At 62.8% G+C, this 13432-nt stretch carries 10 protein-coding genes; 3 read left to right on the top strand and 7 right to left on the bottom strand.

From position 1 onward, the window contains the following. Nucleotides 1-52: 52 nt before the first annotated feature. Nucleotides 53-1462 (bottom strand): class I SAM-dependent DNA methyltransferase, encoded by a 1410-nt coding sequence (locus QN358_RS17690; RefSeq protein WP_323513139.1) that lies wholly within the window; start codon nt 1460-1462, stop codon nt 53-55. Between the two features lie 391 nt (nt 1463-1853). Here QN358_RS17690 and QN358_RS17685 point away from each other — a divergent pair, with 391 nt between their 5' ends. Both QN358_RS17685 and QN358_RS17680 read left to right on the top strand, forming a co-directional pair. Beyond that, the gene (locus tag QN358_RS17685) at nt 1854-2315 is read left to right on the top strand and encodes a hypothetical protein (protein WP_323513138.1); all 462 of its coding nucleotides are present in this window, start codon (nt 1854-1856) and stop codon (nt 2313-2315) included. 205 nt (nt 2316-2520) lie between these two features. Further along, nucleotides 2521-2781 carry a hypothetical protein gene (locus tag QN358_RS17680; protein ID WP_323513137.1) on the top strand — a complete coding sequence of 87 codons (261 nt, stop codon included), beginning with the start codon at nt 2521-2523 and terminating at the stop codon, nt 2779-2781. Nucleotides 2782-2989: 208 nt separating this feature from the next. Here the strand turns inward: QN358_RS17680 and QN358_RS17675 are convergent, their stop codons facing one another. The 3 genes from QN358_RS17675 to QN358_RS18960 form a co-directional block, all read right to left on the bottom strand. Continuing rightward, nucleotides 2990-6298 carry a UvrD-helicase domain-containing protein gene (locus tag QN358_RS17675; protein ID WP_323513136.1) on the bottom strand — a complete coding sequence of 1103 codons (3309 nt, stop codon included), beginning with the start codon at nt 6296-6298 and terminating at the stop codon, nt 2990-2992. Then, nucleotides 6295-8754 carry a PD-(D/E)XK nuclease family protein gene (locus QN358_RS17670; protein WP_323513135.1) on the bottom strand — a complete coding sequence of 820 codons (2460 nt, stop codon included), beginning with the start codon at nt 8752-8754 and terminating at the stop codon, nt 6295-6297. The genes QN358_RS17675 and QN358_RS17670 overlap by 4 nt, the downstream gene beginning before the upstream one ends. A gap of 728 nt (nt 8755-9482) precedes the next feature. Further along, a complete protein-coding gene (locus QN358_RS18960; protein WP_416352025.1) occupies nt 9483-9815 on the bottom strand; it encodes a PIN domain-containing protein in 333 nt (110 codons plus the stop codon). Between the two features lie 133 nt (nt 9816-9948). Here QN358_RS18960 and QN358_RS17665 point away from each other — a divergent pair, with 133 nt between their 5' ends. Then, on the top strand, nt 9949-11193 hold the full coding sequence (locus tag QN358_RS17665) for an IS256 family transposase (RefSeq protein ID WP_323513134.1): 1245 nt from the start codon (nt 9949-9951) through the stop codon (nt 11191-11193). 24 nt (nt 11194-11217) lie between these two features. Here QN358_RS17665 and QN358_RS17660 read toward each other — a convergent pair whose 3' ends face one another. From QN358_RS17660 to QN358_RS17650, 3 genes are all read right to left on the bottom strand, one after another. Beyond that, the gene (locus tag QN358_RS17660; RefSeq protein WP_323513133.1) at nt 11218-11778 is read right to left on the bottom strand and encodes a PIN domain-containing protein; all 561 of its coding nucleotides are present in this window, start codon (nt 11776-11778) and stop codon (nt 11218-11220) included. Between the two features lie 260 nt (nt 11779-12038). Then, entirely contained in the window at nt 12039-12281 is a 243-nt protein-coding gene (locus QN358_RS17655; protein ID WP_323513132.1) for a hypothetical protein, read from the bottom strand. A gap of 380 nt (nt 12282-12661) precedes the next feature. Next, nucleotides 12662-13318 (bottom strand): hypothetical protein, encoded by a 657-nt coding sequence (locus QN358_RS17650; RefSeq protein WP_323513131.1) that lies wholly within the window; start codon nt 13316-13318, stop codon nt 12662-12664. Nucleotides 13319-13432: the final 114 nt, after the last annotated feature.

Raw genomic sequence — 13432 nt, 5'->3', positions numbered from 1 at the left:
TAGGCACAACAACATCCTTCCAGCCCGCCCTCCGGGCAAGCCAACTCAGATGTCACCTATCCGTGCAGCAGACCCCCCCGTAGAGCTTGACGATGGTTGCGATGTCGTCGGGGCTGAGTTCCTTGCGCTTGGAGCCGAGGGACTTGCGCATTTTGTGGGAGAAGCCGGTGCCGTCGATGAGTTGCACGGTGCCGCGGCGTTCGGTCCGTTTGTCGTTGTCGATGATCCATAGGTAGGTGGCGATGCCGGTGTTGTAGAACATGTCGGTGGGCAGGGCGACGATCGCCTCAAGCAGGTCGTTCTCCAGCAGGTACCGGCGGATCTCCGACTCCCCAGAACCCGCCCCGCCCGTGAACAAGGGCGAACCGTTGAGGACGATGCCGGCACGTCCGCCCCCCTTGGCTTTCGGGCGAAGCTTCTTCACCAGGTGCAGCAGGAACAGGAGCGATCCGTCGGAGACGCGTGGTAGACCCGGGCCGAAGCGGCCGTTGAAGCCTTGCTGCTCGTGCTCTTTGAGCACGGCGGGTTTCTGCTTGTTCCAGTCGACGCCGAAGGGGGGGTTGGAGAGACAGTAGTCGAAGGTTTCGCCGGTGAGGCCGTCGCCGATGAGGGTATCGCCGATGATAATGTGGTTGATGTCCTGGCCCTTGATCACCAAGTCTGCTTTACAGATGGCATAGGACTCGCCGTTGATCTCCTGCCCATACATGACGAGCCGGGCATCCGGGTTGTGCTCCAGCAGGTACTCGTCCGCGACCGACAGCATCCCGCCGGTGCCGGCGGTCGGGTCGTAGATGGAGCGCACGACACCTTTCTCGCTGAGGGCTGCATCGTCGGCGATGAACAGCAGACTCACCATCAGTCGGATCACCTCACGCGGGGTGAAGTGCTCCCCCGCGGTCTCGTTGGAGGTCTCGGCGAATTTGCGGATGAGTTCCTCGAACATGAGACCCATCTCGATGTTCGTCACCTTGTTCGGGTGCAGGTCGACGGCCGTGAACTTCTGGGTGACCAGGTAGAGGAGATTCTCTGCGTCGAGTTTCTCGATCTGCTTCTCGAACTCGAAACGTTCGAAAATGTCTCGCACGTTCTCGGAGAACCCGTGCAGGTAGTCGATGAGGTTCGCCTTGATCGATGCCGGATCGCCCATCAACGACTGGAGCGTGAACGCGGACGTGTTGTAGAAACTCTGCCCGGATGCCTTCGCCAGGAACACCACCGCCGCCGGCGACTCTCCCCGCTTCGTCGCCTCGTCGAGGACCACTTGCTTGATGGGCTCCAGCACCGCGTCGAGGCGGCGCAGGATCGTGAACGGCAACACGATCGCGCCGTACTGGTGGGGCTTGTAAGGACCGCGGAGGAGGTCCGCGATCGACCAAATAAAGTTGGCGTTGTTCTGCTGTGTTGCTGCTTGCTGCGACATTCCGTTGGTGCCCATCGTGCTCACGGCGCCGCCGGCCACGGCGCAGTCTCGACTCTATTGGCAGCCCACGACCGATCCTCGCTCATCTTCGCGGCCGGTGACTGGCGTCACGGCCGTTCACTCGCTCCGGGGCGTCTCGCAAGAGACGATATCGGTCATCGAAGCCACGGCCAGCATCTTCGTCATCGACAACTAGCGACAAGAAACGATCACAGAACACCGCCAGCGAGCGTCAAACTCCACAGCATGGCAGTCGCCCTCACGCCCGACGAGACACCTCACATCCCTAGCGATACGAGACGCGGTACAGCTGTGTCGCCCATAGAGTTGCGCCAACCCCGAAGTAGGTGAATCGCTCCCCTGCCCATCCAATAGAGCAGGCTTCAGTGAGCCGCAGCGCGACGTCGGAGGTCCGGCGGATAATGAGCGCATGACGCCTTCCTACACGTACCGCAATGGTGAGATGGTCCAAGTCGAAGACACGATCGTGGACGTGGATTCTGAGCTCGATGGGACGATCGACACTACCTTGCTCGTCCAAGCGGGGGCCCGATTAACGACATCCGGAACTCTCAACGGTACCGTTTCGGTCCTCAACGGTCATCTAGTTGCTCACGGGAGAGTAAATGGCACCGTGCACGTGGCTTCGGGAAGCTCGGCCATATTTCACGGTCCATTGAGCGGCACGCTCAGCGTCGATTCGGGTGCGACCGCCCACCTGATGCCCACCGTGGTTGCGCTCGGCAAAATGCGAATCGACGGGAGACTGGTCAACCAAGGAGTGCGCACCGCCAACGTGACCGGCGGAGGCTCTGTAGTGGATCAAGGAACTGGGCACGTCCGGCAGCCCGACGAGACGCTGCCCGACGGTACCACTATCTATTTGGGCTGATCGTCCATTATTCTCGGCACCGGCACCGGCACCTGCGGAAGCGAGGCGCCGCTCACGGGCCTCGAGCTAAATCTACTGCCGCGCCAAGCTGGAGTCCGACTAATCTCCTGTGACGCCTCCAGCGCGCCACCAGTTGGTGCTGATCAGGGAGCGAGATGTCGGCGGTAGCCGACAACATCGTTGCGTCCCAACTCGAAAGGTCATCGTGAGCTTCCACTGGAATTCAAACGCAGATCAAATTCTTGCCCAGATGGTTGCCAATACAGCGGCCGCCATTTATGAAGTCTGCCGCGACTTCTCTGGTCGACCCGTAGATGAAGTCCGCCCTGCTTTGGCCGCTCGCTGGGCAGCTTCGAATGAAGGGGCCTCAATCACGGAGCCGGAGCTCACAAACGTCGCGACGCTCATTAGCCAGGGCAAACGGGTTTGGGCTGAAGCCGACGGCAGGATTATGGCGCACGACTAGACGCCACCGTTTCGTGGCGCGATTCATTTGCCGCCGACGAACCTAGGCAATCTACTTCCGTCGCTGCGGCAACCGACTTCCATTTTCGACAACCAGACCGCGATACTGCTGCGGCCCGGCAGGAACCCGGCACCGCTGCTACAACACTTGCCCCAAGTCCATCATGGAGCTATCCGCAAGCAGAGCCTGCAGCTGCGGAAGGATTCCTCTACTCAAGAACGCGGCGAAAAACCTGCGCCGGATGCGACCGGCAGAACACCAGCGCGAGCCCGGATACAATTTCCCCGCTCGCATCTTGAATGAGATTCGCGTACGTGGACAACTGGCGCCAATAAGCCTCGATGTTGTCGTCGAGAACGCTAATGTCAGTTTTGAAGTCCACGATCACGAGCGAGTCGTCGTCCTCGCGGTAAAGAAGATCAACAACGCCCTCGATGACGAGGTCGTCGTGCGGAGCCGCGAGGGGAAGTTCCAGCCAGTGCGTCAGTTCGGCGGCTCGCGCCACCGGCTCTGATCTAAGGGCATTGCGGGCAAATCGAGCGAGCTCGGCGGAGTCACCAATGCCAGCGGCTGATGCCACCCGCGCGGCGATGTCGTCGAGCTCGTCGGAATTCTCCAGCCCGGACAACTCCAGCACTCTGTGGACGGCTGTGCCGAATTCGGTGCCGTGCTGGCCGGCACGATCGGATCGGATCGGGTCGGCTGCAGCATCCGCCAGCTCGTCGACAAAAACAGGGCCGCCTGCAGGTCCCTCCGCTCCTGGCGCGTGCGCGAGTGCCGTGACGGAAATGGATGCGGCCGCTGCCGACTTCGTCGACCAGTCGGCCCGTTCGCGTTGCCATTCGTCCCAGTCAGGGAGTGGCCCGACCTTGACAATGTCGTGGCGATCGGGAAGTCGCGCGTTGAAGTTGGGCTCGAGCGTGGTCGCGGGCGCGGCGGCTAAGCCCTCGCGCATGAGGGACGAGTAACTGGGCGACGGCTTCGGCGGATACGCGGAGACGACCAGATGCGTCTCGGCACGTGTGCATGCGACGTAGAGCAGCCGAAGGCGTTCGGCGCGCAGGAAGCTCGCCTCCTCAGTTGCAGCATCCTTGAAACCCAGACTTTCGGCACCGATCGAGCTGACGCTGGCCGCCTTGAACCGCACGAGCGGCCTACCGGAGTCGTCCCAGAGCACGGCATCCGTAGCGCCACCGATTCGCGAACTCATGCCCGAGACGATAACCATCGGAAACTGGCGGCCCTTGGCCCCGTGAATGGTCGAGATGCGCACCGCGTTGACGCCTGAGTCCGGGACGATGCTCTCCTTGACTCGAGCGCCCTCCTGACTCTGCTGCTCCGCCCAGTCGAGATAGTCGCGAAGGCTGCCGAAGGTCGCCTCCGACCAGGCGCGGGCCTGGTCGATGACGAAGCGGATGCGCCGCCAGACATCCCGATAGCGGGGCGAGTCGTACACGACCTCGCGCACCAAACGTGTCGTCACCAGCTCGTCGAGCAGGCTAGCCGGGGTCGACGTAGCCGCGAGGCGATGGACTTCGCGAAGGGCGGCGATTGCTAGGCCGACTGGTCCGTTCTCCAGCCCAGCCCGAGTCGGTGCTGGTGCGAAGAGACTCCAGCGACCTCCCTCGACGTGCCAGCGCAGGAGATCGTCGTCGCCACACCCGAACAGGAAGGTGCGAAGAGAGAGCACGAGCGCCGCCTCATCCGCCGTGTTCGCGATCGCTTTGAGGGCCAAGAGAAGATCATGCATCTCGGGCGTCGAGTAGACGAGCGACGACGCTTCCGCAACAAACTCGATGTTGGCGCGTTCGAGCGCATTTTCGAGAACCGTCAGCGATGTGCGGCTCGGCAACAGAATGCAAATGTCCTTCTGTTCGAGCGGCGTGCGCTCGAACGGCGGCTTAGTGCTCTCCTTCAGCCAGGCGGGCTCCCCGTCGTGTCCAAGCGCTCGGACGATCGTGGCCGCGACATCAAAGGCCTCGACCTCTCGACGCTCCCGCGCGGACGCCTCAGCCAGTTGGACCGCGTCCTCCGCTGATCCACCGAGCACGACAACGGATGGTCCACCGATACCGTCGTCCCACGGTGCGCGCTCCGGGTTGTGGGTGAGCGGCTCGTATTCGGGCTGGCGATGGCCGTCGGCTGAGATCAGTGCGCCAAAGACCGTGTTGACCCACTCGATGACGGGTCGCGTAGATCTGAAGTTGGTCGTCATCGCGACCGCGGCATCCGCGTCAGCCGCGACGGTCAAATCCTGCAGCGTGAGGTAGGTTCCGATATCGGCTCGCCGGAAGCGGTAGATGGACTGTTTGGGGTCTCCGACCACGAACAGGCGACCGGGGGGCAGCGTGAGCGCTTCCCAGTCGCCCGCCTCACTAATGGTCGGCGAGGCGATACGGATGGCGAGTTCGGCCTGCAGCGGATCGGTGTCCTGGAATTCGTCGAGCAGTATGCGTGGATAGCGCGCATGTAGGCGGGCATGTACCTCGGTATGTTCGGCACCCGTGACGAGATCTCGACTAAGCACAAGCAGATCATGAAATTCCAGCTGTCCGCGGTGCTGGCGTGCCACTGCCTCCTCGCGAACGACAGTTCCTGCGACCGAAACGACGAGGTCGATTGAGGGCTGGATGGCGGACTGTGCCACATCCTTGCCCGACGCAACGAGATCGTCGAAGCCAGCCTTCACACCCACGACCGGGACGACCCAGTTGCCCGCCTGACCGCCGGTTCCTTTGCCGGGAATCTTGCCGAGCAACTCGAGCGACCGGGCGAGATCCGCCGTCTTCGCGGCGATCTGCGCGTCCACTATCCACCTCTCGAGATGGTCGAATCGCGGCAGCAGCTTGTCTTGATCGTTGGTGCAGTGTGTCCTTTCATCCATTAACTCCAGCGCCTGACGAATGATCGGTTCGAGGTCGATGCTGGCCGCCGGCTGGGCCGTTACTCCCGACAAGCCGGTAACGGGAATGCGGTCCCACGAGGCGTCCAGACCGTGCACGACCTGCTCGAGACTCGGCAGCGTCATCCCCGCAGCAAGCAAGATTTCCATTGCTGTTACGCAGGTCGGGTCGCTGAACAGTGTGGTTCGGATGCGCTGCCAGCGGGCGCCGAAGGCGATGTTTGATCGCAGTTCGTCGATGACCTCGATGGCGGGCGGTAGCCCGGCCTCGATTGGGTTGTCCTCCAGGACACGTGCCGCGAAGGAATGGATGGTCCCGATCGGAGCGGCGTCGAGCCCGTCGAGCGCGTCCTGTCGCTGTTCCTCGGAGAGCGATCGGCCGCCGTCAACCAGCGCATTTCGCACTCGCTGACGGAGTTCGCCCGCGGCCTTCTCGGTGAATGTAATCGCCGCAAGTTGGCCGATCGTCAGGCCAGACGCTAGGAGGGACAGGATGCGCTCGACCAAGTGATGTGTCTTACCGCTGCCTGCTCCGGCCTTGACGAAGAGGTGTCGGTCGATGTCGCCGTTGATGCGCTCACGGTCCGCCGCATCCGCGAAGATTATCTCGGTCATTTCGTGTCCTCGGCCCAGAGTCGAGCGACGGCGGCGAGTTCTGGGAGTAGCAGCAGCCGCTGCCACAGATCGTCAAATTCGCCGGGTGCCATGAGATCCGCGTACGGGCGGAAGGCACCACCGGATTTCCGCGGCGGGAAGATCCCGTTCTTGATCGCGGTAATCACGAGTTGGACGTCGGTGAGGAATTCCTCGATCACCGCATCCGTCACCGCGTAGCCGAGCTCTCCGCCACCGAAGACGAAGTCGTAGCCCACGGCGACGGATGCAACGCTGCCGGATTCCATGTTCTCGAGCGCTTCGCTCTGACTGCGTGCGAACAATGCGTATACGGGCAGCTGAAAAAGGTGCCCACCTGCGGTCGGCGAGGTCTCTGACAAGCCTTCGTACTTCTTGTTTGATCCGGCCTTGTAGTCGATGACGCGGATGCGGCCGTCGACGTGATGGTCGATCCGGTCCACCTTGCCGCGGAATCGGATCTCTCCGGCGCCTGGCAGTGCGACCGTGACGGACGGCCCGTCGTTGTCGTCACTTGGCCCGAAGGATGCCTCAGCTGATCTCGGCGACCACGCTTCGCTACCCACCTCGCGCGCCCACCACGCTTCGAGATTCCTGACGATCTCGGACTTCCTCCGCTGCCAGAGATGTCTAATCCAGGTCGACTGGGCGGCCTCTGCGAATACGGTCTGAGCGGTTTCAAGCAGTGCATCGATCGACTTGTCTCCGCCCGCGATCGCCTGAAGCGTGAAGAGTTCGAGGATCCGATGGGTGATCGTCCCGACGTCGAGCATGTCGGGTTCGATCTCCTCCTGGCTGAGGTCCCATGGGCGCACCCCGAGGATGTGACGCAGGAAATAGAAGTAGGGGCCGGAAACCCAGTCCTCCAAATTGGTCGCGGAAACCGCTTCGTCGGTGGCGCGGATGAGGTCGCGCACGTCGTGCAGATTGCCGGTGAAGCGGGTGAAGTGGCCCAATCGCCGGTCGGCGCGTAGAAGCTGGGCGAGCGCGACGATCTCGCTCGCTGGGACAGGTCGGTCGGCGAGCAGCGCGCGAAGCCGCCACATTTCCGCAGTCGTCGGAACCGTCGGCTGAGCAGGTGAGCCCGTGAGGATGCCGGCGTGATGCGAGCCGAGCTCGATCGCGGATGCGGTCGCACTCTTGGTTAACCAGCGTGACAGCTCTCGATCGCCGCCGCCGCGAAGGTCTCCCCGTGGTGCGGTCAGGACAAGCTTCTTCGAGGCGCTTGCCCCGACATCGCGGAACAGTTGGCGCCGCGCCAGCGCCCGCTGGGCGATCGTCGGCAAGCCCCACACCGGCCGAACGGAGTCCGGGATTAGCGGATCCTCTCGCTGGCGGGAAGGCGTGACTCCCTCGGCCAGCCCGACGATGAAGACGGTATCGAGGTCCCGTGCTACGCCGGACTGCAACGGTCCGAGCGAGACGCCCTGCCCAATAGTGCCGGTGCGCGCGACTGCGCCCGCGATTGCGGACTCGATGCACTCGCGAATCGCAAACAGAGTCGGCGAAGGAGCGACGCGGTCGAGGAAGCTCAAGCGCGTGGCGACCTCGCCGAGCTGAGCCAGAGCAGCGATCCCCTCATCCGATCGGGGAGCTGAGAAATGCGTTCCAAGGAAATCAACGAGAGCAGTGCTTGCCGCGGTCCAGCTGGTGGCTGCAGTAAGCCGCTCCAGAGATGCGGCGATGGCAGCGAGATACTGGTCGAAAACCGTTCCGCTTGCGGCCTGTGTCTCACCTCCTTCGGCCTCCGGATCAACGAAACGCACCGTCTGCTTTTCGAGCGGTTCCTCTAGGGGTTCCCGCGCGAATATGCGTTCGCACTGCGCGCTTGATGGCAGCTTTCCGTCACGCCAGCTGACGGCTCCATCAGCGATGATGTGGAGCACCGCTCGCGGATCAATCGCGGATCGGTCGAGCTCGAGAAGTCGCAGAACGCTGCGCGCAACGCTGGTGTCGGCAAGTTGTCGCCCCACCTGTCCGTTGACCTCGATGCCCGCATCCGCGAGGTGCTTGACCAGCAGAACGCGGTACGGACTCGCGGCATCCCAGAACACCCCAATCCGATTCGCTGGCTGTCCCTCCCGCACCAGCTCGACGACCTGCCGCGCGACCTCGCGGCCCTCCTCGTCCGCGTCGGGAACCGTGATTATGAGAGCCGAGTCGACGACCTCGTCACTTGCGCTGAACTCCACATCGACGAAGCCGGTCAGCGCTCGAGCCGCAGCGAGCAGGCGGCTTTCCAGAGGAGAAAGCAGTTCGGGAAGTGCGAATCCGATCACGGTTCCGAGAGACGCGCGGATACCGGGGACGGTGAGAGCTTCAACGGCACGCTCGAAGACCCGGGCATCCGTGGCCCATCCCGCTCTGACTGCGGCCGCGGCGCCAGTGTAGATGCGGGCGACTTCGGCGAACAGGGGCGGCAGGTCGGCCGAGGTCACGCTAATGGAGTCGAGGGTTTCGCAGGCTTGAGCCAGTGCTCGGGATGTCGCGGATTGGTCCGCGACGACCGCGAAAGCCCCGGAGTTCCTCAGTAGCTCCTGCCGCACGGCGCCTTGCCACACCTCGGGGAAAATTCTCCGGCCCGATCCCTGATTGCCGGCTCGCTCAAAGAGGTCCTGGGCCAGATCCGAAAGGGAGGTCGTCGTGACGTTCAGGATGCCTTTGCCCCCTGCGGCGTGCCGCGCGAGATAACGCCGAACGTCAATACCGCTCGCTCGCGACGGTACAAGGATGGTTACCGGCGCGAGAGCTGATGCGGAGTGCGCCTTATCGACCAGCTGAACGACGCGTACCAGCGCGTCACTGAGCGTGGCTGCAGGTTGACTAATTAGGCGCTCCTTTGTTGGGAGAAACTGTATCGGTTACCACCGACCAATCGTCGCTCGGTCAATGGTGCAAAACTCCCCAACTGGATTGGCAAGATCGCAGCGGTGGCGTGCTTCTACTTTGGCGATTCAGTCTTGCAGGGGCTGCTGCGCGAGATTTCGCGGGCTGAAGCGCCCCGGGTTTGATGCCGCATCCTTTTGAGTTGGAAGGATGCATTTCACGCGGGACTGGGCGGGCCACCCGCTGCCTCCAGCAACCGAGCTCGGAAACTGTCTCGAAACCTAAGTGCCTCATAACCCATCCCTTGCAAGGCTCTCGCTGACACGAACTCCGACCTGATTTACAGGTCCTCAAATCGAAGGAGGATGGTTTTCAGGCCATAGTTTCGAGCCGAGAACACGATGTTCGTGTCATAGCTGGCGAGGGTCACGGACTTGGCGTATCCCTGCAGAGCTAGGGCCTGTTCGACGATCTCGGAATCAGCCTTCGGCAACGATACGTGTGCGAGCGGGTCTACTTGCAGGGTCATGAATCGTGCAGCGCCCTGCCGTGGAGTGTCACCAGATTCCGGCAAATTTACTCGACGTTGACGGTGCACAAAGGAATCAGACAAAAAACGCAATGCGACCCTAGCCAAACTTCTCGCCTCTCGCTTTTCGCCGTTGATCCTCATCGAGTGGTTCGCGGTAGTAGTGCCCCATAAGGTGGTGTAGCCCGGTGGCCCGGCTTGTCGTTCGCGACGAAAGCGCGGTCACCGTGTGATCCTTCGAGAAGTCTCTTACCTCCACTCGAAAGGCATCAACACGATGACCGCTCCACATATTCTCGACCCTGCCGGCCTGCTCCGCGAAGCGTTGGGCGACGCGTCTCCGGATCTGATGCGCAGCCTGCTGCAAACCATGATCAACGCCCTCCTCTCCGCCGATGCCGACGCGGTCGTCGGCGCCGAGTGGGGCAAACCCAGCCCCGACCGTACGGCGCAACGCAACGGGTACCGGCATCGTGACCTCGATACCAGGGTCGGCACGATCGATGTCGCTGTTCCGAAGCTGCGGCAGGGCACGTACTTCCCGGAATGGCTCCTCGAACGCCGGAAACGCGCCGAGGCGGCGATGATCACCGTGATCGCGGACTGCTACCTCGCCGGCGTCAGCACCCGCCGGATGGACAAGCTCGTGAAGACGCTCGGGATTCATTCGCTGTCGAAGTCGCAGGTATCCCGAATGGCGACCGAGCTCGATGAACACGTCGCCCAGTTCCGGCACCGACCCCTCGGCGACGCGGGCCCGTTCACGTTCGTCGCCGCCGACGCGTTGACGATGAAAGTCCGTGAAGGTGGCCGGGTCATCAACGCGGTCGTGCTCGTCGCGACCGGAGTCAACGCTGACGGGCGCCGCGAAGTCCTCGGCCTCAAGGTCGCGACATCAGAAACAGGTGCTGCGTGGAACAGCTTCTTCGCCGACCTGGTCGCCCGCGGCCTCACCGGCGTTCGGCTCGTCACGAGTGACGCGCACCAAGGCCTGGTCGAGGCGATCGCGGCGAACCTGCCTGGTGCGTCCTGGCAACGCTGCCGCACCCACTACGCCGCGAACCTCATGTCCGTGTGCCCAAAGAGCATGTGGCCGGCCGTGAAAGCGATGCTGCACTCCGTGTACGACCAACCCGACGCCGACAGTGTGAATGCCCAGTTCGACCGACTCCTGGACTACGTCGACGACAAACTCCCCGACGCGTTCGAGCACCTCGATGCAGCCCGGGCCGACATCCTCGCGTTCACCCCGTTCCCGGACGGGCTCTGGCAACAGGTCTGGTCCAACAACCCCAACGAGCGCCTGAACCGCGAAATCCGCCGCCGAACCGACTCCGTGGGGATCTTCCCGAACCGCGACGCGATCACCCGACTCGTCGGCGCCGTCCTCGCCGAACAAACCGACGAATGGGCCGAAGGCCGCCGCTACCTCGGCCTCGACATCCTCGCCAAAAGCCGCCTCACCATCGTCACCGACACCAGAAACGAGGCCGAAGAAACAGCACTCCAACTCAGCGCCTAAACCATCACATCGAAGGAGAAACGGCTACACCACCACCCGGGGCTTGACCTTCGCGGTCTTCAAATCGTCCAACTCATCGATCACGATTGACGGCACGACCAGGCTTAGCGCTTGGACATTAATGATCCCGGCGCGATCGTGCCATTCGACCGCTCCGAGCGCGGTTGAATGAACGAGCAGCACATTCGTATCGAGAACAATCGCATGCAATCCCGGTTCGTAAGTTGTTTCGTCGTTCGGCACCTTCCAAAGCTGAATGGTCTCCTCGATTTCTTCCCACGCCCGCTTCATCGCCTCCATTCGTTGATTCAGCTCAAGATAGATCTGCCCCGATACGTGCGGAAGGTCCCCAAGCTGGTCGGCGAGCAATGCCCAATAGCGCGGCGAGGTGAGAAACGAATTCATCTCGGCCTGCCCGAAGACACCCGCCAGCATCCGCTCCTGCGCGGTGGCCCACGCCAGGTAGCCCGCTTTGAGATCAACGACGTTCACGCCGCGGCCGAGCACATCACCCGCGGAACGGTTGGCCTCCTGCAACACTTCAACTGCGCGCGTCGGACTATTGCCATTGAGTATTCGAATCATTTCGCCACGCTACTCCGCACAATCCTCGGCGCCTGGAAGCACCCGTCGGGAAGAAGGCTTCTGAGGATTCGCAACCCATGCGACCAGGACGGTGGGTGCCGCTTCTAATCGCGACGCCAAGCGATCACAGAACACCGCCACTTACCGATCAACTCCACACCGATTTCCGAATTCATGGGTGCGACTGTCTCGTGGACGGTCGTCTATCGGACGGAGGATCTACCGCGGTGCCCGCCCGGAGATAGCCGTCGGGATGCGGCTTATGGATGTAGTGGTGCAATGAGCGCCCGGAGCTCGTCGAAGATCTCGTCGAGTGCCACGTGGAGGTCGCCACTTTCAGTGGACCATCTGCGGATGGCGGTGCTGAACGCATCCATCCCGACGCGGGCGCAGAGCAGCGCCGTGCGCGCGGTGATGCCTCGTTGTTCGAGGGTGCTCGCGACGAGGTCGACCAGCGCAGCTGCTTTGGCATGCTCGCGTTCACGAAGAGCGGCCCGAGGCACTCGAACTCGGCCCCACGATCTCAGTCAGGCTGACCGTCTCGTAGTTGAAGAAAGAGGCAGTCGGGGTCCATTCCTCGATTGCCTCTTCCGTGCGCTGGTACTTCGTCTTAGAAGCAGGGATTTGAGACGCCGCCCCGTGCGACAGCTGACATTAGGGCGGCGTTGTGCCTGAAGCCGTGGCCGGTGTCTGTTCACGCATGCCAGAGCTGTGGCTTTGCCACCGAGTCGCACCCGGACCTGGCGGGAAGCAGCATTGCCCATGGCGGTGCTGCGAGTCGTGTCGCCTCGACCGTCGCGCGGCGCCGCAGGCACGAACGGCTCCGTGCCTGACCCAGACCTGCAAGGTTTATGACACCTGACCAGCCCGGTCACCGCGATGATCATCGCTGGCGGGGTGGATCGAGGTGGACGACGAGGAGCGGGAGGAAACGCTGGACGAGGAAACCGATGGACAGCGCGTACAGGACGGTGCCGATCCCGACCGGGCCACCCAGAGCGAATCCGATGCCGACAACGGTGACCTCCTGCACGGTGCGGACAAGTCGGATCGACAGTCCGCTGCGGAGGGAGATGCCTGTCATCAGGCCGTCGCGGGGGCCGGGGCCGAGTTGAGCCCCGATGTACATGGCGCTGGCGAGGCCGTTGAGCACGATGCCGAGCACTAGGAGGACCGCGCGCAGCCAGAGCTCGGACGGACCGGCCAGCACCGTGAGGGTGGCGTCGGAGGTCACACCGATGATCAGGACATTGGCGATCGTGCCGAGGCCCGGGGCCTGCCGCAGCGGGATCCAGGCGAGCAGGACCACGAAGCTGACGATGGTCACGACGGCTCCGAAGCTGAGCGGGAGGTGGTTAGTGAGGCCGTAGTGCAAGACGTCCCACGGGTCGAGTCCCAGGCCGCCGCGGATGATCATCGCCATGGAGACGCCGTAGAGGCCGAGACCCGCGAGCAACTGGCTGAGCCGGCGTGGTAACCGGCCAGCATGCAGCTGGGCGCGGGGGCCGAGGTCGGCCAGCATGGTCGATGTGGTTACCATGGGCCTAAGCCTGGCCCTCAGTGGTCTGGTGGTTAAGCCTCAATCCACCGATCGGGCTCGGGGTGTAGCGGCGCGTTAAACCGAGAATGCCCGTCTTGTCAGGGAAAATTGTAC

The sequence above is a fragment of the Subtercola sp. RTI3 genome (genome assembly GCF_035018625.1).
In the GTDB taxonomy this organism is placed as follows: Bacteria; Actinomycetota; Actinomycetes; order Actinomycetales; family Microbacteriaceae; genus Subtercola; species Subtercola vilae.
Note: the sequence above shows the minus strand (reverse complement) of the source record. Positions and strands in the feature narration are given on the sequence as shown.

Excerpts from the sequence above, each read along its gene's own strand:
- QN358_RS17660 (WP_323513133.1), bottom strand. The coding sequence starts at position 11,778 with ATGATTCGAATACTCAATGGCAATAGTCCGACGCGCGCAGTTGAAGTG.
- QN358_RS17685 (WP_323513138.1), top strand. The coding sequence starts at position 1,854 with ATGACGCCTTCCTACACGTACCGCAATGGTGAGATGGTCCAAGTCGAA.
- QN358_RS17675 (WP_323513136.1), bottom strand. The coding sequence starts at position 6,298 with ATGACCGAGATAATCTTCGCGGATGCGGCGGACCGTGAGCGCATCAAC.
- QN358_RS18960 (WP_416352025.1), bottom strand. The coding sequence starts at position 9,815 with ATGAGGATCAACGGCGAAAAGCGAGAGGCGAGAAGTTTGGCTAGGGTC.
- QN358_RS17665 (WP_323513134.1), top strand. The coding sequence starts at position 9,949 with ATGACCGCTCCACATATTCTCGACCCTGCCGGCCTGCTCCGCGAAGCG.
- QN358_RS17650 (WP_323513131.1), bottom strand. The coding sequence starts at position 13,318 with ATGGTAACCACATCGACCATGCTGGCCGACCTCGGCCCCCGCGCCCAG.